We start from the raw sequence: 26,670 nt of genomic DNA, 5'->3' as shown, positions 1-26,670 counted from the left end.
CATCGGTAATCAGGAACGGACCCAGAAAGCAATCGAGGCTGCAGGCGAATTTTCAACGCTCAAGGCCGACCTGAGAGCTTCGGACTTGGATATCTCCGGCACGTGGAACCTCGGCAGATCTGGCCAGTTATTCCTGAAATGTGCGCAGAGGAGAGTGGGAATTGAGCGATTTTGATCTTTACTACTGGCCCGTACCCTTCCGTGGCCAATTTATTCGAGGAATTTTAGCCTATGCCGAATGTTCCTGGGACGAACACAGTTTCGACGAAATCGAAGAAGTCATGGGCCTTGATGCAGAGGAGCAGCCGATTGCATTTATGGGGCCGCCAATACTGATTGATCGCCTGCAAAATTTTGCAGTATCGCAAATGCCCGCAATCGCCATCTATCTCGGGGAAAGGCTGGAACTCCTGCCGTCAACCATCGAAGGCCGGGCCCTTACTGCCAAGATTGTAAACGATGCCAACGATGTCATCGATGAACTGACGCTCGATGGCGGCCGCGAAATGTGGACAGGTGAAAAGTGGAATGAATTCGTTCCCCGGCTGCAAAAGTGGATTCGCATTTTTCAAGACACGGGCAGGCGAAACGGGCTCACTACGAATGAAGGGTTTATCCTGGGAACCGAAAAACCCGGCGTCGCCGATATAGTGACTTCAATTCTCTGGTCTACGATGGCTGACCGTTTCGCTAAAATTGAAGCCATCATTGAAGAGACCTCTCCAACGATATGGAGTCTTTCCAAACGAGTGCAGGAAATACCCTCACTGGCTGCGCTGAGTACCAAAAGCTTCAATGATTATGGCACTTCATATTGCGGCGGAGAAATAGAGAAGTCGCTGCGGAGAGTAGCGACTTAGCTTTCCCGCTACGGGGTGCGTCAAAGCAGAATCGACCCTTACAGACCACGCTTTCTGCTTTGACGTCGAATATTGCTCACTCAGCCGTTTGCGATCTTGACCGCTTCGGCAGGGTAAGAAAAGGCGCCTTTGTATCGTATGGCTGGATGGCGTTCATTAAGACGGTCTGATCCAAACATCTTGGCGCGTAGCGAGCCGTCTGCATATTCGCGTTTGGCAAGGCCCCGCTTTTGCAGTGTCGGAAGAACATGTGCGTTATATTCCTCATAGGAACCAGGGATCATCCAATTGATAAGATTGACGCCGTCAATGCCCGCGGCGCGCCAAGTCTCAAGTCCGTCTGCAATCTGGTCGGGCGTTCCGACAAGCCGTGCATGGCGGCGTGAGGTGAGCCGACCAAGATCGGCCACGGTAGGTTCGCGTCCGGGTGTCGCTTTGCGGAGCCATTCGATATGGCTATGGCCACCATTCGTTCGGATTTCCGCAAGTGGCATATCTGGCGGGTATGGCCGTCCCGTGTTCTGATCCACACCCAGATTGGAATGAGCGAGAAAGGCCTCTCCGCTCAGATAGTCATCAAGTTCCGCTTCCTTGCGACGAGCCTCTTCCTCGGTACTTCCCACAACGAACGAAAATCCCTGGAAAAACTTGATGTCCTCAGGCCGCCGTCCAAAACTCTGCGCAAGACGCCGGGTATCCGCGATGAGTTCCGCAGCCGCCGCAGGGTTCGGTGGCGCGATAAACTGTGCCTCGGCGTGGCGAGCGGCGAATGCTCGCCCTGCTCCCGAAGACCCTGCCTGAAACAAGAGTGGCGTCCGCTGGCGCGATGGCGACGGCAAGTGAGGACCTTCGACACGATAGCGTTGACCGACATGATGGATTTTGTGAATCCTGGTGTGATCGGAAAACACGCCACGCTCGCGATCCTTCAGCAACGCGCCTTCGTCCCATGACCCTTCCCAGAGCTTATAGACAACGTCCAGATATTCTTCGGCCCAGACGTAACGTTCATCGTGATCAGTCAAGCGATCGAGGCCGAAATTCCGGGCAGCATTTTCCTGTGTGCTGGTAACAATGTTCCAGGCAATCCGACCTTTGGAAATGTGATCGAGCGTGGAAATCCGCCGCGCGAACTCGTAAGGATGCGCCTGCAGAACCGAACTGGTGAATGCGAGCCCCAGATGCTCGGTATGGACGGCGAGTGCCGACATAAGCACAGAAGGATCATTGCTTGGAATCTGAAGCCCTTCGCGCGCATTGACTTCATAATCACCGTGCAACGGTCCGTAGAGCCCAACGACATCAGCAAAGAACATCGCGTCGAAAAATCCTGCTTCCAGCGTCTTGGCAAGAATGATCCAGACATCGACATCCTCGAAATCGGCTTGTCTGGCGTCTGGGTGCCGCCAGAGGCCGTGCTGGATATGCGAGGCGGTGTTCATCACGAAAGCATTGAAAAGAAGTTCGGCCATGATCAGTTTCCCTTCGGCCCAGGGGCTATACCGACACTCCAGGCAAGTTCTGGGAGCTTGTCGTTGACGTGATAGTCACCAACGATGCGTGCGCGATAGACCAAAGGATTGTGCGAGAGAATAGTGCGGGCGTTGCGCCAGTGGCGATCAAGGCCATTTTCGATCCGTACAGCGGATGCGCCCAACGCGTCGAAGAGGCGGCTTGCCGCACGCAGGACGAGATCGGCAATGACAAGTTGTACTTTGTTCACGTCGATCTCCAACTTCTGTGCCGTCGCCTTGGCAAGTTCGGGATTGCGTGCGAGAACCGCCGCCTGAGCCTCCGCGAAACCGCTACTGGTCGAAAGCACAAGATTTTCCGCGGCATAAGCAGCCGCAGCAATTTCGCCGACCACCTGTTTGAGTTGTGGATCATCCTTCGCGAGATCCGAGTTGCCGTGGCTATATATGCGCTTGCGCGTTTTCAAGTGGACCGCCGTTTCATTCGCTATGGATCGCGCAATACCAGCGAGTGCCGCAAGCAGGACCGTCTGATAGACAGCGCCCAGATAAGGAAGTCGTTGCGAACGCACCACAATCGCGTCATCCTCGACCGGAACGTCCGAAAACACACCGGTCCCCGTTCCCGTGAGCCGCTGGCCGAAGCCATCCCAATCATCGGCGATTGCCACACCAGGGTGATTGCGGTTGACAAGGACAGACACATGTTCGTCGTCGCTACGCCGCGCCGACGCATCGATCCAATCAGCGAAGATACTGCCGGTCGTGTAGAACTTCGTGCCACTCAGTTTCCACACACCATCACTTTCCACGAGGCGTGTGGACTTCTTGTCAACGGCGCCGTCACCGGGTTCTGTCGATGCATTGCCGACAATATCTCCGCGCCCAAGCCTTTCCAGCCATAGGGCTCGCCGGCGGGCATCCGGTTCGGCGAGCTTTTCCTCAACCACAGCGAAATGGCCTCTAAAAAGATGCGCTACGTTAGGATCAGCCTCCGCCAGTTCTATCAGCAACTGGAGGTAGCTGCGATGATCCAATCCGTAACCGCCAAATTGCTGCGGCACCCGCAAAGCACCAAAGCGTTTTTCCTTGAGCCAGCCAACCTGTTCGAAAGGCAAACGACGTTGCTGTTCGCGGTCAAGCGTTCCCTCAGCAATGCGACGGAAAATCGGTCGAAAAATCTCTGCTGCAGTGTCGAAGGAATATTCAATGGGGTTGGAAGCGCGTTCAATACGCGCAGACAGGGTCGAAGCGTTCATGCATGTATTCCTGCTTGGCTGGAGCCTTTGATGCGCGGGATCGCGGCCATCAGTTCCATAGTGTAGAGGTGACGTGGGTGCGTCATGGTGTGGAAGGTCTCGCCTTCTTCGACAATCCGCCCGTCCTTCATGACGATCACGCGGTCGCTGATGTGGTTGATCACGCCAAGATCATGCGAGATGAAAAGATAGGCCACACGGGTCTGAGCCTGAAGGTCCGCGAGAAGATCCAGAACCTGTGCCTGCACCGAGACATCCAATGCGGAAACCGGCTCGTCGCAGACAATGACTTTCGGCTCTGGCGCGAGCGCCCGCGCGATGGAGACGCGCTGGCGCTGTCCACCAGACATTTCGATTGGGAACCGGTCAAGAAAGGACGCATTCAGGCCGACTGAATCGAGAAGTTCAATTGCGCGTCGTTTTCGGGTTTCTGCGCGCGTAATACCGGCAACGGAGATGGCTTCATCGAGCGTTCGCCCCACCGAATAGCGCGGATCAAATGAGCTTAGCGTATCCTGATAGATGACCTGAATTCCCCGGCGCAGCTCCAGCCTTTCACGCCCCCGAAGCGACGACCAGTTCTTGCCTCCGATCTCCACCAAGCCGCTATCCGGTTGGGTCAACCCGAGCAGAATGCGCGATGTTGTGGTCTTACCGGAGCCGGACTCCCCGACGACGCCGAGAGTTTCCCCCTCCCGCAATTCGAAAGAAACGGATTCAACCGCATTTCGCCCGGCAGCATTTGCACTGTGGAAGCGTTTGCTGACACTCTCCACCCGGGCCACGACCTGAGCCGGTGCTGAATGTTTCACTACAGCTGGCGGCGCTGACCTTGCCGATAGGCGCGCGCCACGAGGTTTTCCAGTCGGGACCGCTGCAATGAGAAGCTTCGTATAGTCATCTTGCGGATCGTACAGAACTTGATCTGCCATTCCGATCTCAACGATCCGACCATTGTTCATAACGGCAATCCGGTCGGCCAGACGACTGACGACCGCGAGGTCGTGACTGATTACCAATAGCCCTTTTCCAGCTTGTTTCAATGTCTCGAAAAGCGAAAGGATTTGCGCTTGAACGGTGACGTCAAGTGCTGTTGTTGGCTCGTCAGCGATAAGAAGATCGGGATTGCCAGCGAGGGCTGTCGCAATCAGCGCCCGTTGGCGTAGACCGCCAGAGAGTTCTGAGGGCAGCTGGCGCGCACGGCGAGCAGGTTCGGGAATTCCCACCCGGCTCAAAAGGTCGACCACAAATGTCTCGAGCACTTTGCCCTTAAGAACGGGATTATGCACACGAGCCGCTTCTGCAATCTCCCTTCCCACGGTGCGAAGTGGATCAAGAGAAACCAGCGCGTCCTGCAACACAAAACCAATCTCCGCGCCGCGTATCCGCCGCCAGGAGCGATCATTGCTTGCGAGAAGATTTGCGCCCTTATAAGCCAGTCGTTCGCCGGAGACGATTGCCTTGCGGCCTGCCAAGCCGATAAGCGACCGCGCCGTGACGCTTTTGCCGGAACCGGATTCCCCAACGATTGCCAAGCATTCACCTTTCGCAATTGAGAACGAGATGTCCTTCACGACCGGTTCATGCACGCCAACGAAGCTGACCTTCAGGCGTGAAACATCGATAAGTGTTTCCGCACTATTCGGGCCTTGATCTTGCTTCATGCTCTGCCCTCCAGACGTTTTTGCAGCTGGCGTCCAAAAACGGAGGTCGAAATAACGAGAAGGATGATAGCAAAGCCTGGAAAAGTTCCGTACCACCACGCTTGGCGCAGGAAGTTGCGGGCCGCCGCCAGCATCGATCCCCATTCCGGTTCAGGCGGAGACACACCAAGACCGATGAAGCTGAGCGCAGCGCCCGCAAGTGTTGCCGTACCCACGCCGATCGCGGCGACAACGAGGATAGGCGGCACCGCATTCGGCAGGATATGGCGCCACAAAACACGTGAATAACCGAGCCCGAGCGCATGTGCGGCCTCGACATAAGATGATCTGCTCACTCCGAGCGCTTGCGCCCGTGTGAGCCGCGCATAGCTTGGGATCGTTGCGATGCCGATTGCAATCAGTGCGCTATCTGACCCCGACCCTATCAGCGCAATTACGATCAATGCCAGAAGCAATTCCGGAAATGCCAGGCCGACATCGACGGTGCGCATAACAAGGATATCCGCCAGACGATTGCCCAGTGCCGCCGCGAGGCCAAGCGCAATACCGCCCACCAACGCAATAAGCACAGCGCCGAAGCCCAGCCGGAGTGAACTTTGCGCGCCATAGATGATACGGCTGAGCACATCTCGACCATTTTCGTCGGTGCCGAACACATGATCGAATGAAGGCGCAGCGAGGATATTATGCGTATCAACGGCAAATGGATCGTATGGGGCCAGCAGCCAAGGCCAAAGTGCGCTCACGATCAATAGCAGCAGCATAGCGCCCGATAGCGAGAGGGCCGCATGACGATAAACCCAAGATAGGAAGACAGACACAACGCCCAATCTTGACCGTTGTCGAACATATTCCGCAGGTTCTATGACCAATGTGTCGTAAGCCGTCATTGGGCAAAACTCCTCAAACGCGGATCGATGAACGGATGAAGCAGATCCACGATCAGATTGATTGTCACGAAGACGAGTGCAGCCAGAAGCACCACACCCATGACCACTGGAAGATCCTGCCCCAGCACGGCATGCAACAACAACTTGCCGATGCCCTGACGATTGAACAGCATCTCGGTAATGACAGTACCGCCAAGCAAGCTGCCCACAAGATACCCAGCCATCGTGAGGTAAGGCGGCAATGCATGGCGCAGAACGTGGCCGGTGCGAATGCTCCAGTCGCCCAGCCCGCGCGCTCGCGCACTCAATACGAATGGCTGGTCCAGCCCCTCCTCCAAGGCCTGGCGCAGCACCTGCGTCATGGAGCCTGCCAATGGCAGCGCCAGTGTCAGTGCGGGCAGCACCAATGCCAGTGGATGTGTTCTGCTAATCGCCGGCAGCCATCCGAGCTTGTAGGAGAAAATCGTGAGCAATAGGAGTCCCAGCCAGAAAGTCGGCATCGACGCAAATGTAAGCTCAATCGCCGAAGAAACGGCTCTGATAACCGGGTTGCGGCCCGCCGTTGCCAGCGCCAGAATCACGGAAAGCCCAACCGCAATCAGCGCGGCCGAGGACGCCAGCGCAAGTGTCGGCCACGCCTGCTCGATGATGGCGTCCCGGACAGGAATATTCAGCCGGTAAGACATGCCGAGATCGCCGGACAGGAATTTTGTCACATATTGAACGAACTGGGTCACAAGCGGCGCATCCAGTGCATATTCGGCCCGGATCTGCGCCAGCACTTCGGGCGTAGGAGAGGCTTCCGGGCCGCCAGCAATCGCTTGCGCCGGATCTCCGGGAACCATGCGCGCGGCAACAAAGGTAAGCGCCGCCGCGCCGAACATGACGCCAACGCCTTGGAGCAGGCGCCAGCCCATATGGGAAAGGAAATTACTCATAGGGCCGCGTCGTCCAGCCAGACGTCGAACCAATAGGGCTGTAGATAGGCATAGTCGAATTTGACGCCCTTCACCCGCTTCTGGAATGCTGCTGTGCGCGGATCGCCGTAAAGCGGCACACTAGGCACCAGCTCGACGAGACGTTCCTGCGCCCGCCGATAGAGCACCTTGCGTTCCTCCGGGTTCCCGGACTGCCGGGCTTTCTCGACCAGATCATCAAAGGTAGGATCGCTGAAATATGCTGCGTTTTGGCCTAAAACCTTTCCATCGGAAATGTTTTTGCTGGAAAACCTCAACCACAACATATCTGCGGTGTTTGACGACCAAAGCCCTGCATTGACATCGTAATCGCCCTTGAGCTGGCGTTCCGACAATTGCTGCCAGGGCAAAAGTTCAATTTTCAGATCAAAGCCAACGGCGCGCGCACCAGCCTGTGCCTGCTCGGCCAATCGCTTGCGCGACGCATTGGTGCCATCAAGGGGAATGAAGCCTTCGAGCCGTTTTCCGTCCTTCTTGCGAACACCATCGGAATCCCGCTCTGTCCAACCCGCCTCATCCAGCAACTTGTTGGCCTGATCTGGATCATAGGTCAGATGCTTGCCGAGATTGGCGGCGAAATCGGGGGTGGATGATGTTAGAAAATCGGAGAGTTCCCATTGTCCAAACGAAGACGCCGCAACAATCGTCGCGCGGTCGATCGAGTTCAATAAGGCCTTGCGGACAAGCGGATCGTTGAAGGGTGGCCTGGAATTGTTGAGGTGCCAGGAATAGGCCGTGCCCGGACGAATTGCCCGGATAAAGCCGAAATCCGGGTTTTGCTTGATCTCCTCGACATTCTCAGGCGGCACAAAATCGACGGCGTCGATCTCACCATTCAGCAATGAATTATAACGGATCTGATCTTCTCCAATGAAGAGCAGGTCGAGTTTCTCCACATAAGCTGGCCCTTCATGGCTGCCAGGAGGACCCCAATTGTAATCGTCATTGCGGACGAATTCGATGTTACTATTCTTGTTCCACTTCACGATCTTGAAGGGGCCGGAGCCAATCGGCGCATCGCAGGTTGTTTCCGGTTTTTCAGTGATCTGCTTGGGCGACAAAAGTGCGAAATAGGACTGTGCGAGAATGTTGATGAAGGAGTTGTATGGCTGTTTGAGGTGAACTTCGAGCGTGTCGTTGTCGATCACGACAGATTTCTCATAAGGCTTGAAGTAGGCCATTGAGAGCTGCGATTTCGTCTTGGGATTGACGATATAGTCGAAGTTTGTTTTCACCGCCTGAGCGTCGAGCTTGGCTCCATCCGTGAACGTCACACCCTTGCGGATTTTGAAGGTGTAAACCTTTCCGTCGTCGGATATGGTCCAGCTTTCAGCGAGCCATGGGAGAAATTTTCCGTCTTCGGTCTGCCAGACAAGCGAATCCGAATAGTTTCGCGATACGATCACCCCTGCCGTCGCATTAATGAGTGGATCAATGCAGGCTGGCTCCTGACCATTCGTAGCAACAGTAAATGTGCCACCTTTAACCGGGGTCTGCGCATATGCAGCGACCGAACTTGCAGCCATAAGCCCGATAATACAGGCCGCATAAATCCCGTTTAATCCAATCTTGGTCATTCGTGCCCTCTTCACGTCCCGCAATGGCTTGCAGGCGAATTCGATGTTGAAGGGCGAGGATATGCCGGGCTTTAGGAAAGCACGAACAATATTACACTAATTCTATGGATAATATAAATTGTTTTTCCTAATGTCCTTTTTCTGCATTCATATAATAGCAATAAGAAGCATGTCCTGGATACTGCAATACTGAGGCCATGGGATCGGCCCCGCTTTGTTCAATCGAGAACGGAAGTTTCGATCCAGCCAGTAAGCTGTGCGCTAAACGCAATAACCCCATCGACAGTTGGCGACGGGGTTATCTGTAATAGTGTGGAAAGACTTCAGCCCTTTTTCAAGGCTCCGTTTTCCCAACCTTCAAATTTGCCGGTGAAGAAATCGACATTCTTAAAGCCAAGGAGGGAAAGCACCGTATAGCTGTGGGTCAACTGCACGCCGCCGCGCGTGAAGAGAATAACCTTCTTGTCCGGCGTCGCGCCGACTTCAGCGTAGATTTTCTTCAAGTCTTCCGGCTTTTTAAGCACGCGATTTTCATCGAGTGTCGCGTCCCAGAACACATTCACCGAACCTGGAATCTGGCCGGCGCTGTAATCTGATGGCGAGCGTACGTCGACGACAACCACCTGGGGATCTTTCGCTTGTTCCTTGACCTGCGCTTCGGTTAGAAAATGCGGGCCAGTTTCTTTGGAGCCGGAAGAAACCTCATCGCCTGAGAAGGTGTAGTTTCCCAATGCTAGCGACTGCCCTGCCTTCGGGTCACGGCTCCACTCGTCCCAGCTTTCATCATAGATGCGCACATTAGTATAACCGAGATTACGCAGGGCGATATAGTTGTTGGCGGCCGCGACACCACTACCGCAATAAGAAAGAATTTCCTTGCTCTTGTCGATACCACGCGCTGCCAGCAGATTGTTGATCACATCTTCGGGTTGGACTTTTTTGTCCTGTGTCAAAAGATTGGCTGCCACAACCGATTTGGCGCCGGGAATATGACCGTCGACAAAGGCGTCGGCATTGCGTCCGTCGACAATAACCGTGTCTTGGGCTTTGAGCTTCGATTCAACATAAGCCTTGTCAACGCGCACATCGTGCTTGTCGGTAAGTTTGAAATCACTCTTTTCAACCGTCACGGCTTCAGTCGAGAGGTCGCCCGAATATGCCCCCACACCGCCATCCAGGACATGGATATTCTTGAAGCCAGCATATTCGAGCGCGATGAATGCGCGACCTGGCAGGGAATTGGTGTCATAGATGACCAGCGTGTCGCCTGCCTTCAAACCGGCAGTGCTGATCACATCTTCAAAGACTGAATCTTCAGCAAATTCGTTACGAATGCCGTCGCGTTCCGAAACATTGAGCTTTGCCCAAGGCAAATTGACCGCGCCTGGAATATGTCCTTTTGCGTAAGCGGCAGGCTGGCGTGAATCAACGATCTTAGCTCCCGTGTCGACCAGCGCTTTGAACTGCTCCCCGTTGACAATGATCGGAGTTACCGCCTCCTGAGCAAACGCTTCGGCGCTGACAGGCAAATTCGGGATGAGCGTGTTGATCACCGGAGCGGCACCGAGGAACAGTACCGACAGAGCACTGGCGGCTAGAAGGCTTTTTACTGATTGGGTCGACATTGCGATATCTCCTGAAACTTACAGGATGAATTTTCACGAAAGCGACGATCAAAACAATGAATAGCCTGCCAATTATCCGGCTGTTGGGGGTAAATTGTTTTCCTGAACGGCGGTTCTGGAAAACTCATTTTGCCGCTGCTTTTTCCCAGCTTGTGAGAGCGCTGTCCCAACCCGGAAACCATTGAAACAAAATTGCCTGAATTGAACGATCAAAGCCGAACCAGATTGCAAGGCCAACGAGCAGTATAAGCACCCCCATAGCTCGCTGGATTGTGGCGCTGTGTCTCTTGAGAAACCCTAGGCGGTTATAAACCCGGCTTCCAAGAAGAACGATGATCCCCATCGGAATGGCCGTACCCAGGCTGAAAGCCATTGCAGTTAGGGCGGACGCCATGGTGGTCTGCTGATTGAGTGCCAACGTAATCACGGAGGCCATGATAGGGCCGACACATGGCGTCCATGCGAGGCCCAGTCCGGCTCCAGTCATGAACCCGCCCCCAAAACCACTCGCCTCTCTGCCCGCCGGTGCGAACCGCCCGACGATACGGGACGTCATTATTTCGAAGGCGGCCTTGAGGGAAGGTATCGCCAGAATGAACCCCAGCCCGATGAAGATGATCGCAGCAGACGTGCGGTGAACGTCCGGCGATACAGCGAACTGGCGAACAAAAACGCTTAAAAGCAGGGTAATGACGGTAAAGAAAACCGCGAAGCCAATGATGAGGCCAACGGGACGTGACCGACCATCCAGCGCTGTGCTGGCGAGAATGACCGGCAAAAGCGGCAATACACAAGGCGAAAGTATAGTTACCACACCGGCGACAAAAGCGAAAAGGAGGCTCATTATGGCCGTGTGTTCTCGTTCAAACCGGCGACACCACCTGCATTCCAAAGTTTTGCACTTTTTGCATTCTTATCCAGAAGGACGAAACTGTCCTGATAAGTAACACCATATTCGGCTTTGAGCGCAGCTTCCTGATCGTAATCCGCAATCACCAACGTGATATCGGGCGATACCTCGTTCCATTTCTCCTTGAGTTCCGTCAGGGTCAAAATGCAATTCGGGCACCAGGTCGCAAAGAAGAATACAACCGTCTTTCCGTTGGCAGCGAGAGCCTTAAGGTCCGTGTTGGGCGTATATTGAACCAGTTGAGCGCGTTGCTCCTCGGCATAAGCCGGAACTGTTGCTGTGGCGGAGCAGATTGAAGAGAAAAGAAGTGCGAAAGCGACAATGGCTTCGCGGAACGGTCTCGGTTTCACAGCGCGATCCTTTCAGATTACCCGTTGGAAAATAGCCAGTGAAACATCCGCACTAAAGGAAGAAACTACTTAATATCGCGCATAATCCGCGGAAAATTTTTCCGAAACGCCGGTTTTCGGGATCGTATTTATTTTCCGAAAGAGAGCATTCGTGGGATAAGAACGGGAGTATAGAGGAACGAAATATTATGGCATTTTTTGCGGCAAATACGCTGCCCCAATCGTCCAACGTGAATGTTCCACCTCTCCTGACTGTTCTGGTGGTAATGGGTGCTGGCATCGCTGTGATCGGCACACTCATCAGCCTGACGCAAGCGATGCTTTTCGTGACTGGCGGTATGCTCGGCCTTGCATTGTACCATGCTTCGTTCGGCTTCACGGGCGGCTGGAAGCGTTTTGCCACAGAAGGCCGTTCCAGAAGCATGCGAGTGCAATTCCTGATGATCGGCTTGACCGCACTTATCTTTATACCGCTGCTGAATGGACTGAACCCTTTTGATCATTCGTTCGTTGGCGCCTGGGCACCGGTTGGTGTATCGGTCATTTTGGGAGCTTTCATCTTCGGCCTCGGGATGCAACTCGGCGGTGGATGCGGCTCTGGAACCCTGTTCACCGTCGGAGGCGGAAGTAGCCGTATGTTGCTGACGTTGTCGGGCTTCATTATCGGCGCGGCGGTTGGAACTGCACATCTCCCGTATTGGCTCTCCCTGCCATCGCTTCCCCTCATAACGCTAGGCGGTTCTTTTGGCCCGCTTTTGGGTACTGCAGTGACGCTGATCGGAATCGCCGCCATCATCGGCATTCTCGCCACGCTCGAAAAGCGCAAGCATGGCAATATTGAATCTGTTTTCCATGGCCTTGCAGATTTAACTCCGGCAAGGTTTCTCCATGGACCCTGGCCGCTGATCGTTGCGGCTTTGGTACTTGCTGTCGGCAACGTACTGACGCTTTTTCTCGCTGGGCATCCCTGGTCTGTGACTTATGGTTTCGGCTTGTGGGGTGCAAAAATATTCAACGCCGCCGGCATTCCTGTCGAGAGTTGGGCCTTCTGGCAGAATCCGGCGCAGGCACGTGCCTTAAACCAGAGCGTTCTCTTCGACGTGACATCGGTGATGAATTTCGGCGTCATTCTCGGTGCGGCTTTGGCCGCGTCGCTGGCTGGCAAATTTGCAGAGAAAGCGAAAGTGCATTTCGCCTCGTATCTTGCCGCGGTTCTCGGCGGTCTGCTGATGGGTTATGGTGCGCGCCTGTCGTTCGGATGCAATATCGGGGCGCTTTTCAGCGGCATCGCGTCCGGCAGTCTGCACGGCTGGGTGTGGTTTGTCATGGCATTCTTGGGAAGCCTTCTGGGAATTGCTTTGCGCCCATTATTCGGCCTCGATGGATTCAAGAGAAAATGAGCAAGAAGAACACTCTCCTTTTTGGTGCTTCGCTCGTCACCGTCCTTGGTGCAATCGCAGCCGACTATGCAACCAGCGAGGCACCGAAACCGACGCTTGCCCATGACGAGAGCTTCAACCCCTGCGCGGCAGCTGTACCGAAAGCGCCGGGACAGCGCAGCTATGACGATCTCGCCGACGAGTATAGCGGCGGAACGGCACCGACGCCCGAACCGGCAGTTCGACCTAACGCTGCATCTGGCGGAAATCCCTGTTCAGCGGGAGCACTTTGATGTTGTCACCGGCAAAGGAGCGAGCGGCGCAGGAAATGGCCTATTGCGAAAATATTCTCGCGAAATCGGGTTCCAGTGTGCTCGTCAGAATATTGCCGTCGCAAGGTCTCAAAACATGGAAGCATTATCCTGAAAAGGATGTCTATGACCAGGCCTCAGGCGCTCAGTGGTATTATCATTGTCATGACGACGCTGGAAGCCAGGGCGAGCACGGGCATTTTCATTGTTTCGTGCGCCCTGACGGACGCGAAAGTTCGCCATGTCACCTCATTGCTCTCGGCGTCGATGCGCGCGGCAAGCTGCAACGGCTTTTTACCGTCAATCAATGGGTGGTTGGCGGCCAATGGTATGACGCGGAGACAACCAACGCCTATCTCGATCGGTTCAACGTCGAACTTGCGGATCCAGATTTTCTTGTAAACCGTTGGCTGACTGCTGTTGTAACCCGATACGAAGACGAAATTATCAAACTCAATATCGAACGCGATTCTTATATGAAGTCACTTGGGCGTGATCTCAGCGATTTAAAAGAGGACCGCAACGTCGAAGTACTGTCGGTTTTAAAATTATAGCTGCTGATCAAAGCCCCATCAGTATCCAACGCCCTCCAGGACCGAGCCTGTCTTCCGAGCCGCCAAGCGGCTCGAACAGCATAGCTCACGGAGAAAGGCTTCGTCTTTATCCCACATGCAGACCTGGTGCTTCCTGACCGGTGCTTTCAACATATTCGGTGTAGCCGCCGCCATATTGCTGAATACCATCCGGCGTGAGTTCCAGCACGCGATTGGAAAGCGCGGCCAAAAAACGACGGTCATGCGATACGAAAAGCATCGTGCCTTCATATGCTGAAAGCGCCTTGATGAGCATTTCCTTGGTGTCGAGATCGAGATGGTTTGTCGGCTCGTCGAGCACAAGAAAGTTCGGTGGATCGAACAGCATCGCGGCCATGACCAGTCGGGCTTTCTCGCCGCCGGACAGCACGCGGCATTTCTTCTCGATATCATCTCCCGAAAAGCCGAAGCAGCCAGCAAGCGCGCGTAAAGGAGCCTGTCCTGCCTTCGGAAAGCGCTGCTCCAGCCATTCGAGAATAGTGCTGTCGCCGTCCAGAATATCCATCGCGTGCTGCGCAAAATAGCCGAGTTTTACGCTGGCGCCGAGATTAACAATACCTTGATCCGGTTCCGCTGCACCTGCGACAAGCTTGAGCAACGTCGATTTACCGGCGCCGTTGACGCCCATAATGCACCAACGCTCACGACGGCGAACCATAAAATCCAGCCCGTCATAGATCGTACGGCTCCCATAGGTTTTGTTGACGCCCTTAAGACTGACCACATCTTCGCCCGAACGCGGGGCTGGCAAGAAATCGAATGCAACCGTCTGGCGGCGACGTGGCGGTTCCACACGATCAATTTTCTCAAGCTTCTTCACGCGGCTCTGCACCTGCGAGGCATGAGACGCGCGTGCCTTGAACCGTTCAATGAACTTGATTTCTTTGGCCAGCATTGCTTGCTGACGTTCGAACTGGGCCTGTTGCTGTTTTTCGTTCAGCGCGCGTTGGCCTTCATAAAAGGCATAATCGCCCGAATAGGAATTGAGCGAGCCGCCATCGATTTCGATGATCTTGGTGACGATGCGATTCATGAATTCGCGATCATGCGATGTCATCAGCAGCGCACCATCGTAATTCTTGAGGAAAGCTTCCAGCCAGATCAGACTTTCAAGATCCAGATGGTTGCTCGGTTCGTCGAGCAGCATCACATCGGGCCGCATCAACAGAATGCGGGCTAGCGCCACGCGCATTTTCCAGCCGCCGGACAATTTGCCGACATCGCCGTCCATCATTTCCTGACTGAAACTCAAACCGGCCAGAACTTCACGGGCACGGCCATCCAGCCCGTAGCCATCGAGTTCCTCATAGCGAGCCTGCACTTCGCCGTATCGTTCAATGATAGCGTCCATCTCATCAAGACGATCAGGATCGCACATTGCCGCTTCAAGCTCGCGCAATTCTGCTGCAACGATGCTAACTGGCCCGGCCCCGGCCATCACCTCAGCGACCGCTGAACGTCCGCCCATTTCACCAACATTCTGGTTAAAATAACCGATCGTCACACCTTTTTCGACCGTGACCTGACCTTCGTCCGGCAATTCTTCACCGGTGATCATGCGGAAAAGCGTTGTTTTGCCAGCGCCATTTGGTCCGACAAGACCAATCTTTTCGCCACGATTCAGCGCGGCAGAGGTTTCAATGAACAGAATGCGGTGGCTGTTCGACTTGCTGATATTGTCGATACGGATCATGAGTATGGGAGGCCTTGTGATAACGTGGCCCCCCTATGGCACGCATTGCCCGCGCTGTCACGCGGCACGACACTACACACAATGCGATTTTTCCCTTTCGAGAATAAAGTGGGCGTTTGCCCTGCAAACCAATAGGTACGGCGGAAACATTGCCCGATTACGCCGCCTGATCTCTCACGATGCGGTTTCGCCCCTGTTGCTTGGCACGATAAAGATAACCATCCGCCCGGGCGATCGCCGATTTGAACGGCTCGCCGTGTTCGAGAACGGTTACGCCAAGGCTTACCGTTAGCTGCAAATCGACAGATATATGGCGCCACCGTCTTGCTGCAAATGTCTGGCGCAGATCCTCTGCTAGAGTGGCCGCAAGCATAGCTGAGGTTCCAGGCAACAGAGCAACAAATTCCTCCCCACCCAAGCGCGCTACGCAGCTTCCTCGGCCCGCTCGTTCTTGTAACAATTGTGCAAAATCGGCCAGGACCATATCGCCAGCGTGATGGCCAAATCGATCATTCACCGTTTTGAAGTGATCAATATCCGCCAGAATGATTGTCATCGGCTCGACCGCCCCTCGGGTCAGCTGATAGGAGCGCAGGAATGCCTGCAGACCTCTTCGATTTGGAACGCGCGTGAGCGAGTCCGTATGAGCCATATCGCGATAGCCGTTGATCACATCAATGCTCACCGCAAGCACAATTGAAAACGTTAGCATAACGCCGCCGAAAAGACCCGTAAACTGCAGCATAACGCCCCAGAACGAACGGCTCCAAAAGCCGACCTCAGGCGCGGCATCGCTCAAAAACAGATAGACAACACCCTGAATTAAAAGAAAGCCGAATATCGCGATGAAAGTTACAAAAATTACATTCTCGGAAGAGGATTTCTTCTTTGTTCTCACCTGCCAGAGAGAAGCCAATATCAGCGACGCGCTACCACTGAGTATCGATAATGTTTCAAGCCTTACACTTTGAAAAAGCGCCAGCGATAATGCGGCTGCGCTGAGAAAAATAACGATAACACTGACATTAAGAACTGGCTTCCCTGGCATTTTGAAATGCACAACGAGCGCATGGCAGCATACCGCTACGCCTGCCAGAATGAGCAAGTCCTCGCCCAAAGGTTTAACAGCAGAGAACGTGGCAGTTCGAAAGAGCATCAGGCCGTAGCCAGCGCCCAGCAAGCATAATCCACGGCCCCATAGAATTGTAGGAAAGCCGAATCGGGCAGCGACAATCAGGCCAGTACCGCAAACAAGGATCAATAGTGGAACGGACCATTCCAGAGCGGAATTGATCATACGGCGGCCTTTACAATCATTTAGTTGAGTTGAGACTTGACTGACGTTGGAAGGCCGCGCATTTCACGGATCGACATGAATTGCTTACATCGTCCTATCCGCATTTCGACTAACATCTCGTGGTATTTTCAACAAGCCGCGTTTTACTTAAATCAATCAAAACGATGTTTTATTCATACATGTTTAGTGAGAGCAATTACTGCCTTATCCAAAATGGCGCGCGAAAAAGACACCCGCATTAGCAGAGGTGAAAGTTGATGCTCTACTCGTTGATTAGGGCCTTCTACCTGATGAGGTGAAGCCCACCCACAGAGGATGGGGCTACTGGCAATAAGACGGTTTTTTGCCGCTTACCATGCCGCAACCGCGCTTAATTTCATCCCTGATTAAATCGCACGAATTGCTCGAATTGCATGGCGGGTTGGTAGCGGGTGAAATTTCCTTACATTGATTGACAAGAATGTTTGCCGCTTTCGCACCAATCTCCTGTTTGCAATCAATCGCTGTATCGGAATTGTCCTGCTGGCCAATTTTTTTCAACCAACCAAGCTGTTGGCTCAAAAGTCCAATTCTTTGACGTGTCAGGACCTCCTTGCAATCCACTTCAGAAACCATAATCCCATAGTTTGCCTGCTGATAGCGGCACTCACTATCGCGATACTTGATCCAGTTGCGCTGGCTTTCCTTGAGCTGCGCTTGATTTTCATCCGACAAGGCATTCACAACCTGACCATAAAGATCATTCAGTCGACGATCCGCGGACTTCAAATCGGCATGCGCCAAAGACGCCTGGAGCATAACAGACACAATCAAACCGAACATCATCAATCGCTGCATCATCGCACTCCTCTATCGCCACAAAGCAAAGAACCGGCACCGGGTGGACGGCGGACTGAGAGTACTCGATCCGCCATTATTGGTCTACTTGGTTGTATAACCGCCATTGACAAGAATTGTCTGGCCTGTCATCCACCAGCCTTCCGAGACCAGCAAGCGGATCCAGGGAACAATGTCGGCAATATCCGTGAGACCTGTCTTGGAGAAGTTCGAAAGTGCTGCGGCGGTTTTGTGATAGGCCACAGCGTCGGCACCTTCAGCGGGATAGAAGAATGGCGTATCCATCGGACCTGGTCCAATTGCGGTCACTGAAATTCCACGTTCGCCGAACTCCTTCGAAGCGGCGCGCGTGAAATGTTCGACCGGAGCCTTTGTACCGGCATAACTGGAGTAAAAAGGTGTATAAGCGCCGAGGAGTGATGTAACCAGCGTACAGATTTTGCCGTTATCGTTCAGCTGCTTGCCCGCTTCCTTGATAAAGAAGAACGCGGCCTTCGCATTGACCGCGGACATCTCGTCATATTCTGCTTCCGAAATCTCCGTCATTGGCTTCTTCAACACCTTGCCTACGGTATTGATTGCGATATCGGGCTTACCGATGGCGGCAATCGCATCAGCAAACAGCTTCTCCGTCGCACCTGCTGCGATCAGATTGGCTTGAAACGCAACCGCTTCCGCGCCTGAAGCATTCACTGCTGCAACTGTCGCATCAGCATCCGCTTTGCTCGCTGCGCTGTTATAGTGGATCGCGATTGCCTTGGCGCCCTGCGCAGCAAGATCGCGGGCGATAAGCCCACCCAGATTCTTCGCGCCGCCAGCAATAATGACGGTCTTGCCTTTGATGGAATGATCGGTCATGGAAAGGGCCTCCTTTGGTATTACCGAATATTGCAGCTATCCCTTCCAGACAGGTGCTGATACTCGCTATAGCAGACGGCATATCTTAGTTTTTGCTCCAAAATCAGATGCTGTTGTTAGATTCTGATCGAATTCAGAAATGACAGTTGTTTCGGAACAATGCGTGACTGTACCAAGATGCGAAAATCCGAAACTATTCCACTATCGTCATGACAAATTCCCTGCATTTTTATATTTCGCCGCGTCGTATCTTCGTTGGCGTCGTATGCAAACGCTGCCTTATCAGCGAAGTCATATGACTCTGGCTTCCGAACCCGCATATCCGCCAGATTTCAGATAAGGGAAGATCGTCGGCGCGAATGAGATGTTCTGCGCGCTCGACACGCAGATCAATGAGATACTGATGCGGACTTTTTCCAGTGGTTTGGCGAAAGGCGCGGGAGAAGTGGCTGACCGACAAGCGCGCTAAACTCGCAAGTTTTTCGATTGGAATGGTCTCTGCAAGGTGCGCCCGCATATAGTCATCAACACTACGCCAAGCCCTCGACGAGAATCCGCCCGCAAGGCCATTATATGCAGTCTTCCTAATTGAAGAATGATCTCGCAGAAGGTGCAGCCATAACGCCACATTCAGGGAGTCCAGATAAAGCAAGTTAGAACTGTCGTTTCCACGTAAAATCTCTTCCCGCATGAGCCGCGCGAGCGCCAAGGCCGTCTTGTCTATCCTTCCCGGGGTCAGCGGCCTTAACTCATACTCATCCGTCTCAAACTCCACCCCGGCAAGGTTCCGCAACCGTTCACTTCCAAAACATGACAGGATGTTTTCCTTCGGTGTGCGCCAGCGCGCGAAGAGGTCAGCGTGACCCGGAATAAGCTCGAGCGAACCGACCGGGACATTCGCGGTCGTGCTTCTGTCGGAGCCTATTCTCGCCTCTCGTTTTATCTGCGGGGTGAGCAAGATAAGTGCGAAGGGATCTGGAGCTACAATCGTGATTTGATTTGGCCCGGTCCTGGTGAGGGTGACCGCGCTCTTATCCGTCTTGTGCAGCTTACCCCATTGCTCGGGGATGTTGTCGAGCCACTTCATTCGACCACCAAACTCAAATCCGTATCAACCAGTTTACTCCACGCAACAAAAAGGCGACCGCTGCCAGTTAACTGGGGGCGAACTGATAGCGGTCCGTCACAGTACCTGCGTTGGCGAGCGCGGACAGCCAACGAAGATCTCTGGACTTTGATGTTTTGTTTTCGTGAAGTTGAAACGTCCACTCGCCCGTGAAAAGCCTGCGTTTAAGCGGAAGGACATCCGCAATATAAAATGGCGTTCTGCAAATCTGCTGAAAAGCAGCAGGTCTGCCATCTACCCACAGCATGCAGATTACTTCAACTATGCTTCCGCAACCGGCCGCTGATGGCGCGTATAATCCATCAATCATGCGCATCCCTCAAACGCATTTTTAAACTCCCCGTATTAACCACCGCTCAATCAGAGTATGCCATTTTAAAGTGTTATTAAATACGCAATACAATTTTGGGACGTTACGTAACGGTCACATTTCTAGCGAAACAGAACCAGTTTCAGACAGCTAACCAAGGCGATATAAGCGGAATAAAGCGGTGCGTCAGACGACGTTGATATCTGGTGGGATGTTACGGAAAAACTTAGGTATGTAGCTCCCCTTGGGGATTGCGATGTGGACGGGATCCCCCTTCCCCTTTCCCATATTATAGCTATCCAGCGACTGTCGAAGCCTCTTGGCGCTTGTTCTGACGAGCGAATCTCCCGCAAGATCGTGCCCGCTTTTGCGGTCAAATACATCAAGCGCAATCGTGTATTCTTTTATTCTGTCCGCCCGCCCCGAAAGGGTTTCTTCAACAATATAAATAAGAAATTTTCTCGCACGCGGGGATCTGGAAAATTCCTCTGCACTTGTAATTTTGACAAGACATTCACGTATAACGTTCTCCATATCTGCAATTTTAGTCTGATCCACCTCTCGTCGCTCTACTTCATTTGTCGAAATAGAAGGTACCGTCGAGAGATCGATAGAATTAACTGACGAGTGATGTATATTCGATCCATTATGTACGACAGACGAGCCGGTCGTAACCGATAAATGAACCAATTCACCCGATGTCGACGCGGCAACGCCATTGGGAATTCGACTTATCTTATCCCGATAAGCTGCAACTATATCCAGATTTATCGTCAGTAGAACTGATAGAGCAAGTATCAGCCCACCGAAAAGGCCTGTATACTGTAGAATAATCCCCCAAATAGAACCACTCCACAAACCAACTTCATTATCAACATCGTGCAGAAATATATAGGCTCCAGCTTGCGCCAGCAAACACACAAGGACCAATACAAAAACCGATATTAATATTAAATCACTTGAACTCAGTCTTTTAATTTTCGTCCGCGATAAGTATGAAATCAGAAGAATAGCACAACCTATTATGATTGAAAGGCTCTCCAGCCGAACGCTCTGAAAAAACAGTAATGAAAACGCTGCCGCTGACAGAGCGAGCAGAATAATCAGCGCATCAACAATCAATAATGCCTCAATTTTAAATCTTCCGGCAAATGCATGACAACAGATCGCAATGCCTGACAGTATCAAGAAATCTTCACCCAGCGGTTTGAAAGCAGAGAAATTTTCAGTACGGAAAAGCATTAACGAATAGCCACCGCCTAAAAAACATAAACCGACACCCCATTTCATTGTTGTGGCGTTCAATTTTGCTGAGACGATAAGCGCGAGCCCACAAAGGAAAAGTAATATCGGAACGGACCATTCTAAGGCGGCAGTTAACATTGTTCAGGGCCTTTTCTTTCAACCGCGAAGCGAGGGCAATAAAGGGGGGGCCCACGCTATGCAATCCGGAGGGTCGACAGCCGCTCCAATAGAAATCGACTAACACCCGCCGTTTCGCCCTACAATAATTTTAATCAATTATGCTTTTCAAATGAGTATTTATTTCGGACATTTTCAGTGAATGCGCATTTTGCAGCGACACGTTAATCGTATTCTATATACTATAGCGCAATTGGCGCGGTAGCTTTCGAATATTCATTCACCATCCGATTAGAGCGATTGCCTTTTAGTAGGGGCACCATTGCGCGAAGGGCGTTGAGGGGCAGCACGTTTACGCCCCTCATCGCACCAGGCTGCTAATCGGGACTGTCAACCAGACACCCGACACCGTGACATCCAATGTAGTTGCCATGAGTATCGAAGTTAGGCTCACCGTTTCTATCGAACTGGGGTGTGGTATCGATACGCTCCGAGTTATCCGGCGTGTCAACGCTGCATCCAATCCCGTGGCAGCCATTGTAGTCGTCGGAGTCACGATAGTTACTTGTTGTGTGGCTGTGTTTGTGCTTGTGGTCCGTAACCATCCCCTCAACAATCGCACCGAGCACAGCACCCGCGACGACACCGCCAATATCATGACCATGATGATCATATTGGCGCGCACCCGGATCAAATCCATCACCGCGACCGTGGTGATAGCCACCCACATCTGCAAATACGCCTGAACACCCTTGAGCAACCCATATATAGCGGCTCCTTGGATTGTAACCCCAGCTGCGATTCAATATGCAAGCCGAGCTTGACGTTTGATGGATAAGCTGAGGCCTGGACAGCGGGCCTGCATAGCATTCGTCGTATTTATAATCTCTTGAACGGCACTCGACTGTCGTTTGAGCTTTTGCTTCGAAGCTGAATGGAGGCGCGATCATTGTGCCTACCACGAGAGCTCCCAGCATGATCAAGTATTTCAACATTCGTCCCTCCGAATTCATTGACATTTGTCGCCAGGGTCAAAGCGCTTGTAGAACGCGAGACCAATGCAACAAACCCATAGACTATACTTACACAACTTCATGAGGACGTGTTTATATTAATCTGAAACAATGTTAACATAAGGAAAATTAGAAGACTTTGATATACGTCTATTTATGAGATCGTGGAGTAGGCCGGCTGCACTTAAGAGCGAATCCGAAAGTGGTGAACGTCTCCGCAGGGAAATCAGTCCCCTGAACTGATTTCTTATCCTGCTTCGATCAAAAAATGCGCATTAAAACAGAGAACTAGAGCGCCGATCTGATCCAATTAGATAGAAACGCGCTCTAAGAGCCAGTCATGTCGCTGCATAAATGAAGTTTTGCTCGGAAAACAGTTTCAAAATTCAGGGATCTGCGCATACGCTGTTTCGCGCCTGCAAGATTGCTATCTTCACGACCGGAAGCTGGCCGTAACCTGATAAATAAATCTCAGATAAAGGTTATCGGCGAGATAAGCGTTGCCAAACACTGTCACAGCGTGTCGCGACAACGTTACCATCCGTCGTGTGACTATTCTTTGCGCTGTTTCTTTTCAATCTGATAGGAAAGCCAGCGGCAGAACATGCCGACAATAGATGTCGCTGCGCCGGATATCAGACATATCGTCAGCAGAATACTCTTCTGCGCACTCGCCCAGCTGACCAATGCCAAAAGAAAAACGCTCAGTGTGGAAACGAGATAGCCGACCCCCTTCAGTTTATGTAAGGAATTCGGATTCATTATCGCTACCCATCTCGCTAATCGTTCTGGGTGCATTCGAGAAGCTGAGCCAACGGTCCATGAATATAAGATTGAAGCGTGGGGAGTGCCTCGGCCTCAAGGCCTTTCTGATCGAGAAAATACTCGATCAGCCTATCAGACTCTTTCATGAACTTGTCCTGCTGTATCTCAGCAGCTGGAAAACTCAAATCCTCCAATACCCGTGACAGTTTATCCCTGATTTGAGCCTGTTCAGCTGTTCCTTCGGCAAACTCAATGAGCTCAACGCTATCAAGCATTCCAGCTTCCAGCAATGCAAGCCGCAGCTTGAAGCAGAAAGGGCACCCCCGCTTCAAGTAAATGACCGGCTTTCTCGATGCAGGTTCAAGTGCGTCGGTTTCCGATAGCCCCTTCCCCAAGGCGCCCGTTACACCTCCGGTTTCCTCGTTGGGTTCAGGTTCTCTATATTGATCATCGCTTCGGGTGCGAGCTGACTTAGGTTGATTATTCATGTCTCCTCACGGGCATTAACGGACAGAACAGGTGACGCCGCCTCCTGTTAGAATTTTACGCCTTCTTCGCGTGGCCAAAATCTGAGCTTGCGACAAGCCTCGATGAAAACCGGAATGGAAGCTGCACTATCGACGGAAATCAGGCCCTTATCAGCATCCGGCGCAATGCCCGCCTTCGAAAGGAGCGGAATGGCACCTGAAGTAAACCCGATAAACTTGCAGTGCGCAAAAGCATCAGCTGCAAAATCGCGCGCTGAAGCTTCTCCACTAAGCTTATTGGCCGCCTCTTCTGTCAACACAAGCGCCACGGCATCAAACACTACCGAAGGACCCCCATCAATCATATGGTGAGCCACAACCCAATCACCGGTAGAGGCCTCAAAACCGCCCACAGTTGGTGAGACAAGTTCAATCACCGCTCCTTCTTTGAGAGCCGCTTCACGGATCGCTTCCACCAGTTTTATGTCGGTTCCATTTGCGACGAGAACGCCGATCTTGCGGCCCCTAAAGCTTGAGGGGGCATTTTCAATAATGCTGAGGGCCGGAGAAAGAGGCAGATCTTGACGAACGGGTTCGATCACTTCCGCGGCCTTCGGCATTTTGCGGATGCCCAGCCTGTCCGCAACCTCGTTTGCGAGGGCCGCGTCGATATTTAACAAATGGGAAATCATACGCTCGCGAATGACCGGGGTTTCAACTTTCGATAGCTCGAAAGTCAACGCCATGGTGATATGCTTCTGCTCCACCGGCGTCTGGCTCAGATAGAATTGGCGCGCTTGGCTATAGTGATCGTTGAAACTTTCCGCACGCAGGCGCACCTTTTCGCCGCTTTCACGGGCTTCGAAAGACCGTAAGCCATGTTCAGGATCGGGCCGCGGCCCCTTCCCCCAGGAGTTGGGCTGATAGTTAGCCCGACTGTCCGGATTGCGCATGGCCATATGGCCATCCTGCTGAAAATGCGCAAACGGACATTTTGGCGCGTTGATGGGAAGGTGAGTGAAATTCGGCCCGCCAAGCCGCTTCAGTTGCGTGTCCAGATAGGAAAAATTGCGGCCCTGTAGCAATGGATCGTTTGAGAAGTCGATGCCAGGCGGCACATTCTGCGTCATGAAGGCAACCTGCTCGGTTTCAGCAAAAAAATTTTCAGGCATACGATCAAGGACCAGCCGTCCCACGGAAATAGGCTTGAGGACTTCTTCAGGTATCAACTTGGTCGGATCAAGCACGTCGAAATCGAAGCTGTCCGCAAATTCCTGATCGAAGAGCTGTACGCACAGCTCCCATTCCGGGAAATTGCCTGTCTGAATGGCAGTCCAGAGATCGCGCCGGTGGAAATCCGGATCGGCCCCATTGATCTTGACCGCCTCGTTCCAGACGACCGATTGTAATCCGAGCTTCGGCTTCCATAGAAATTTGACGAATGTGGATTCATTATTTTCGTTTACGAAGCGGAAAGTATGGACCCCAAACCCTTCCATGAAGCGAAATGAGCGTGGGATCGCGCGATCCGACATGATCCACATGACCATGTGCATGGATTCGGGCGTTAGACTGATAAAATCCCAGAAATTATCGTGAGCGGATTGCGCCTGCGGAAAAGCGCGATCCGGCTCTTCCTTCACGGCATGAATGATATCGGGGAAGCGTATCGCATCCTGAATGAAGAAGACGGGAATATTGTTGCCGACAAGATCCCAATTGCCTTCCTTGGTGTAAAATTTAACTGCAAAGCCGCGCACGTCGCGGGCGAGATCGAATGAACCCTTTGAACCAGCAACCGTGGAAAAGCGGACAAAGACTGGGGTTTTTTCACCGACACGCTGAAATATGTCGGCACGCGTATATTCAGAGATCGATCTGGTTGTCTCAAAATAGCCGTGCGCGCCATAGCCTCTGGCATGAACGACCCGTTCTGGTATGCGTTCATGATCAAAATGAAAAATCTTTTCCCGAAAATGGAAGTCTTCGATCAGTGTCGGACCGGAACTGCCGATCTTAAGCGTATTCAGATCGTCTGATACCGGCCCACCCTGGGATGTCGTCATGACCGGGAAATCCTCGGTCGCGATCTGGTGCAGATCGCCTCCGTTACCGGGGAAAAGTTTCTGATCGTGGATCGTAACCGACTGGTCTCCGGCGCTCGGCCTTTTACTCGCGGGCATGGTTCGCGTCCCCTTTCAATGGTTTTTAGCCACTTGGGAAGTGACAGGAGCTTGTTCCTTAACCGCGCGAAATTGGTTTTGTTCCTGACCAGCCTGCAACAATCGGATTTTTGTTCGACTTATCTTTGTTTGGATGGCGCGCGGACGCATCTCAGAGCAGTTCTGTTTAATACGGAATCGTGGAACCGCTCTATCTATTTGTTTTTAAGCGTTATCCTGCGCAAAACCGCTGCGCACTTTTGCTGGAAATGCTCTTAGAAACCTTACGGCTGAGGTTTACAAGCACTCAGGCGCGATTTTGGCCCGCTGACAAAAGCTGACCCTCGCAACCAGAAGCGCCAAGGCGCTTCAATTGCGCGACTGATGCCAATACGCGGGCCGCTGTCCACAGTGCAGGGCTCCGAAGACGCCGAAAGCGAAAAAGGAGCGGCATTGAGCGACGCCCCATCCAGTTCGCCGGAAATTCCCCAAGCCTGGGCAAGCTTCGCGGGCCCGGAGCAGAGCTGCTTGACGTCGGCTGTATGACGTCTTTCCTGCATTTGCGTTATGCCGTGCCGAGGCTCGATAGCCCGCAGGAGCACGGCCGATGCATCAGCGCAAACAATGTTCATGCACCAATGCAAACCATATATTCGATAAATATAGGCGCAGCCTGGCCTTCCAAACATAGAGACATTTCTGCGCGTTGGGCCGGGAAAACTATGAGACGCCGGGTCAGATCTGGAATAAGCTTCCGTTTCGACAATCGCGCCGCCGACGCCACCAACGCAAAACGTCCAGCCAATCAATGCAGGAGCGACCTCGACGGCGCTGCGGTTCAGGAATATATGCAGAGCATCCGTAGTATTCATAACGCCTTGCAAAAGGGCCATTTTCGAGTCCAAACCCGTCT

At 52.8% G+C, this 26,670-nt stretch carries 24 protein-coding genes and 1 pseudogene; 5 read left to right on the top strand and 20 right to left on the bottom strand.

The genetic code is table 11. The features are described 5' to 3' along the window. Positions 1 to 161 precede the first annotated feature (161 nt). A complete protein-coding gene (locus tag JAU75_RS13330; protein ID WP_199056987.1) occupies positions 162 to 860 on the top strand; it encodes a glutathione S-transferase in 699 nt (232 codons plus the stop codon). An 80-nt stretch (positions 861 to 940) separates the two neighbouring features. On the opposite strand, the gene JAU75_RS13325 is transcribed toward JAU75_RS13330, so the two are convergent. From JAU75_RS13325 to JAU75_RS13285, 9 genes are all read right to left on the bottom strand, one after another. Continuing rightward, entirely contained in the window at positions 941 to 2,332 is a 1,392-nt protein-coding gene (locus tag JAU75_RS13325) for an NtaA/DmoA family FMN-dependent monooxygenase (RefSeq protein WP_199056986.1), read from the bottom strand. A gap of 2 nt (positions 2,333 to 2,334) precedes the next feature. Continuing rightward, entirely contained in the window at positions 2,335 to 3,591 is a 1,257-nt protein-coding gene (locus JAU75_RS13320) for an acyl-CoA dehydrogenase family protein (protein ID WP_199056985.1), read from the bottom strand. After that, on the bottom strand, positions 3,588 to 5,255 hold the full coding sequence (locus tag JAU75_RS13315) for an ABC transporter ATP-binding protein (protein ID WP_199056984.1): 1,668 nt from the start codon (positions 5,253 to 5,255) through the stop codon (positions 3,588 to 3,590). Before JAU75_RS13315 ends, JAU75_RS13320 begins: the two co-directional genes overlap by 4 nt. Further along, entirely contained in the window at positions 5,252 to 6,145 is an 894-nt protein-coding gene (locus JAU75_RS13310; RefSeq protein ID WP_199056983.1) for an ABC transporter permease, read from the bottom strand. The genes JAU75_RS13315 and JAU75_RS13310 overlap by 4 nt, the downstream gene beginning before the upstream one ends. After that, entirely contained in the window at positions 6,142 to 7,083 is a 942-nt protein-coding gene (locus JAU75_RS13305; protein ID WP_199056982.1) for an ABC transporter permease, read from the bottom strand. Before JAU75_RS13305 ends, JAU75_RS13310 begins: the two co-directional genes overlap by 4 nt. Beyond that, the gene (locus JAU75_RS13300) at positions 7,080 to 8,699 is read right to left on the bottom strand and encodes an ABC transporter substrate-binding protein (RefSeq protein WP_199056981.1); all 1,620 of its coding nucleotides are present in this window, start codon (positions 8,697 to 8,699) and stop codon (positions 7,080 to 7,082) included. Before JAU75_RS13300 ends, JAU75_RS13305 begins: the two co-directional genes overlap by 4 nt. A gap of 323 nt (positions 8,700 to 9,022) precedes the next feature. Continuing rightward, on the bottom strand, positions 9,023 to 10,324 hold the full coding sequence (locus JAU75_RS13295) for a rhodanese-like domain-containing protein (RefSeq protein WP_199056980.1): 1,302 nt from the start codon (positions 10,322 to 10,324) through the stop codon (positions 9,023 to 9,025). A gap of 124 nt (positions 10,325 to 10,448) precedes the next feature. Further along, positions 10,449 to 11,168, bottom strand: coding sequence for a cytochrome c biogenesis CcdA family protein (locus tag JAU75_RS13290; protein WP_199056979.1), 720 nt, complete (start codon positions 11,166 to 11,168; stop codon positions 10,449 to 10,451). Then, positions 11,168 to 11,584: a thioredoxin domain-containing protein gene (locus tag JAU75_RS13285; RefSeq protein WP_199056978.1), complete on the bottom strand. Its 417-nt coding sequence runs from the start codon at positions 11,582 to 11,584 to the stop codon at positions 11,168 to 11,170. The genes JAU75_RS13290 and JAU75_RS13285 overlap by 1 nt, the downstream gene beginning before the upstream one ends. Positions 11,585 to 11,772: 188 nt before the next feature. Here JAU75_RS13285 and JAU75_RS13280 point away from each other — a divergent pair, with 188 nt between their 5' ends. From JAU75_RS13280 to JAU75_RS13270, 3 genes are read left to right on the top strand one after another with little or no spacing between them, the layout of a single operon-like run. Continuing rightward, complete coding sequence (locus JAU75_RS13280) at positions 11,773 to 12,984, top strand: YeeE/YedE family protein (protein WP_199056977.1); 1,212 nt, start codon at positions 11,773 to 11,775, stop codon at positions 12,982 to 12,984. Beyond that, complete coding sequence (locus JAU75_RS13275) at positions 12,981 to 13,256, top strand: hypothetical protein (RefSeq protein ID WP_199056976.1); 276 nt, start codon at positions 12,981 to 12,983, stop codon at positions 13,254 to 13,256. The genes JAU75_RS13280 and JAU75_RS13275 overlap by 4 nt, the downstream gene beginning before the upstream one ends. Next, entirely contained in the window at positions 13,256 to 13,828 is a 573-nt protein-coding gene (locus JAU75_RS13270) for a hypothetical protein (protein ID WP_199056975.1), read from the top strand. Before JAU75_RS13275 ends, JAU75_RS13270 begins: the two co-directional genes overlap by 1 nt. A gap of 106 nt (positions 13,829 to 13,934) precedes the next feature. Here JAU75_RS13270 and JAU75_RS13265 read toward each other — a convergent pair whose 3' ends face one another. The 6 genes from JAU75_RS13265 to JAU75_RS13240 form a co-directional block, all read right to left on the bottom strand. Further along, positions 13,935 to 15,560 carry an ABC-F family ATP-binding cassette domain-containing protein gene (locus tag JAU75_RS13265; RefSeq protein WP_199056974.1) on the bottom strand — a complete coding sequence of 542 codons (1,626 nt, stop codon included), beginning with the start codon at positions 15,558 to 15,560 and terminating at the stop codon, positions 13,935 to 13,937. Positions 15,561 to 15,717: 157 nt separating this feature from the next. Next, positions 15,718 to 16,857, bottom strand: coding sequence for a GGDEF domain-containing protein (locus JAU75_RS13260; RefSeq protein ID WP_199056973.1), 1,140 nt, complete (start codon positions 16,855 to 16,857; stop codon positions 15,718 to 15,720). A gap of 321 nt (positions 16,858 to 17,178) precedes the next feature. After that, positions 17,179 to 17,694 (bottom strand): lysozyme inhibitor LprI family protein, encoded by a 516-nt coding sequence (locus JAU75_RS13255; RefSeq protein ID WP_247880478.1) that lies wholly within the window; start codon positions 17,692 to 17,694, stop codon positions 17,179 to 17,181. A gap of 84 nt (positions 17,695 to 17,778) precedes the next feature. Continuing rightward, positions 17,779 to 18,552, bottom strand: coding sequence for an SDR family oxidoreductase (locus JAU75_RS13250; protein WP_199056971.1), 774 nt, complete (start codon positions 18,550 to 18,552; stop codon positions 17,779 to 17,781). Positions 18,553 to 18,781: 229 nt separating this feature from the next. Continuing rightward, positions 18,782 to 19,639, bottom strand: a complete 858-nt coding sequence (locus tag JAU75_RS13245) for an AraC family transcriptional regulator (RefSeq protein WP_199056970.1) — start codon at positions 19,637 to 19,639, stop codon at positions 18,782 to 18,784. A gap of 535 nt (positions 19,640 to 20,174) precedes the next feature. Next, complete coding sequence (locus JAU75_RS13240; protein WP_199056969.1) at positions 20,175 to 21,371, bottom strand: hypothetical protein; 1,197 nt, start codon at positions 21,369 to 21,371, stop codon at positions 20,175 to 20,177. A gap of 410 nt (positions 21,372 to 21,781) precedes the next feature. Between JAU75_RS13240 and JAU75_RS24100 the strand changes: the two genes are divergently transcribed. Further along, positions 21,782 to 22,096, top strand: coding sequence for a hypothetical protein (locus JAU75_RS24100; protein WP_247880496.1), 315 nt, complete (start codon positions 21,782 to 21,784; stop codon positions 22,094 to 22,096). A 42-nt stretch (positions 22,097 to 22,138) separates the two neighbouring features. On the opposite strand, the pseudogene JAU75_RS24095 reads toward JAU75_RS24100, so the two are convergent. The 5 genes and pseudogenes from JAU75_RS24095 to JAU75_RS13215 form a co-directional block, all read right to left on the bottom strand. Then, a pseudogene (locus tag JAU75_RS24095) lies at positions 22,139 to 22,300 on the bottom strand (hypothetical protein); the annotation flags it as partial. Positions 22,301 to 22,915: 615 nt separating this feature from the next. Then, a complete protein-coding gene (locus tag JAU75_RS13230) occupies positions 22,916 to 23,125 on the bottom strand; it encodes a hypothetical protein (RefSeq protein WP_199056967.1) in 210 nt (69 codons plus the stop codon). Positions 23,126 to 23,142: 17 nt separating this feature from the next. Next, positions 23,143 to 23,616, bottom strand: a complete 474-nt coding sequence (locus JAU75_RS13225) for a glutathione S-transferase N-terminal domain-containing protein (protein ID WP_199056966.1) — start codon at positions 23,614 to 23,616, stop codon at positions 23,143 to 23,145. Between the two features lie 47 nt (positions 23,617 to 23,663). Further along, positions 23,664 to 25,778 (bottom strand): catalase, encoded by a 2,115-nt coding sequence (locus JAU75_RS13220; protein WP_199056965.1) that lies wholly within the window; start codon positions 25,776 to 25,778, stop codon positions 23,664 to 23,666. Positions 25,779 to 26,041: 263 nt separating this feature from the next. After that, positions 26,042 to 26,650: a DNA-3-methyladenine glycosylase gene (locus JAU75_RS13215; RefSeq protein ID WP_247880477.1), complete on the bottom strand. Its 609-nt coding sequence runs from the start codon at positions 26,648 to 26,650 to the stop codon at positions 26,042 to 26,044. Positions 26,651 to 26,670 lie beyond the last annotated feature (20 nt).

Origin of the sequence: Ochrobactrum sp. Q0168 (genome assembly GCF_016427605.1) — a bacterium.
In the GTDB taxonomy this organism is placed as follows: domain Bacteria; phylum Pseudomonadota; class Alphaproteobacteria; order Rhizobiales; family Rhizobiaceae; genus Brucella.
Note: the sequence above shows the minus strand (reverse complement) of the source record. Positions and strands in the feature narration are given on the sequence as shown.

Coding starts and splice junctions, on each gene's coding strand:
- JAU75_RS13325 (WP_199056986.1), bottom strand. CDS start 2,332: ATGGCCGAACTTCTTTTCAATGCTTTCGTGATGAACACCGCCTCGCAT.
- JAU75_RS13320 (WP_199056985.1), bottom strand. CDS start 3,591: ATGAACGCTTCGACCCTGTCTGCGCGTATTGAACGCGCTTCCAACCCC.
- JAU75_RS13315 (WP_199056984.1), bottom strand. CDS start 5,255: ATGAAGCAAGATCAAGGCCCGAATAGTGCGGAAACACTTATCGATGTT.
- JAU75_RS13310 (WP_199056983.1), bottom strand. CDS start 6,145: ATGACGGCTTACGACACATTGGTCATAGAACCTGCGGAATATGTTCGA.
- JAU75_RS13305 (WP_199056982.1), bottom strand. CDS start 7,083: ATGAGTAATTTCCTTTCCCATATGGGCTGGCGCCTGCTCCAAGGCGTT.
- JAU75_RS13300 (WP_199056981.1), bottom strand. CDS start 8,699: ATGACCAAGATTGGATTAAACGGGATTTATGCGGCCTGTATTATCGGG.
- JAU75_RS13295 (WP_199056980.1), bottom strand. CDS start 10,324: ATGTCGACCCAATCAGTAAAAAGCCTTCTAGCCGCCAGTGCTCTGTCG.
- JAU75_RS13290 (WP_199056979.1), bottom strand. CDS start 11,168: ATGAGCCTCCTTTTCGCTTTTGTCGCCGGTGTGGTAACTATACTTTCG.
- JAU75_RS13280 (WP_199056977.1), top strand. CDS start 11,773: ATGGCATTTTTTGCGGCAAATACGCTGCCCCAATCGTCCAACGTGAAT.
- JAU75_RS13275 (WP_199056976.1), top strand. CDS start 12,981: ATGAGCAAGAAGAACACTCTCCTTTTTGGTGCTTCGCTCGTCACCGTC.
- JAU75_RS13270 (WP_199056975.1), top strand. CDS start 13,256: ATGTTGTCACCGGCAAAGGAGCGAGCGGCGCAGGAAATGGCCTATTGC.
- JAU75_RS13265 (WP_199056974.1), bottom strand. CDS start 15,560: ATGATCCGTATCGACAATATCAGCAAGTCGAACAGCCACCGCATTCTG.
- JAU75_RS13260 (WP_199056973.1), bottom strand. CDS start 16,857: ATGATCAATTCCGCTCTGGAATGGTCCGTTCCACTATTGATCCTTGTT.
- JAU75_RS13255 (WP_247880478.1), bottom strand. CDS start 17,694: ATGCAGCGATTGATGATGTTCGGTTTGATTGTGTCTGTTATGCTCCAG.
- JAU75_RS13250 (WP_199056971.1), bottom strand. CDS start 18,552: ATGACCGATCATTCCATCAAAGGCAAGACCGTCATTATTGCTGGCGGC.
- JAU75_RS13245 (WP_199056970.1), bottom strand. CDS start 19,639: ATGAAGTGGCTCGACAACATCCCCGAGCAATGGGGTAAGCTGCACAAG.
- JAU75_RS13240 (WP_199056969.1), bottom strand. CDS start 21,371: ATGTTAACTGCCGCCTTAGAATGGTCCGTTCCGATATTACTTTTCCTT.
- JAU75_RS24100 (WP_247880496.1), top strand. CDS start 21,782: ATGAGTATCGAAGTTAGGCTCACCGTTTCTATCGAACTGGGGTGTGGT.
- JAU75_RS13230 (WP_199056967.1), bottom strand. CDS start 23,125: ATGAATCCGAATTCCTTACATAAACTGAAGGGGGTCGGCTATCTCGTT.
- JAU75_RS13225 (WP_199056966.1), bottom strand. CDS start 23,616: ATGAATAATCAACCTAAGTCAGCTCGCACCCGAAGCGATGATCAATAT.
- JAU75_RS13220 (WP_199056965.1), bottom strand. CDS start 25,778: ATGCCCGCGAGTAAAAGGCCGAGCGCCGGAGACCAGTCGGTTACGATC.
- JAU75_RS13215 (WP_247880477.1), bottom strand. CDS start 26,650: ATGGCCCTTTTGCAAGGCGTTATGAATACTACGGATGCTCTGCATATA.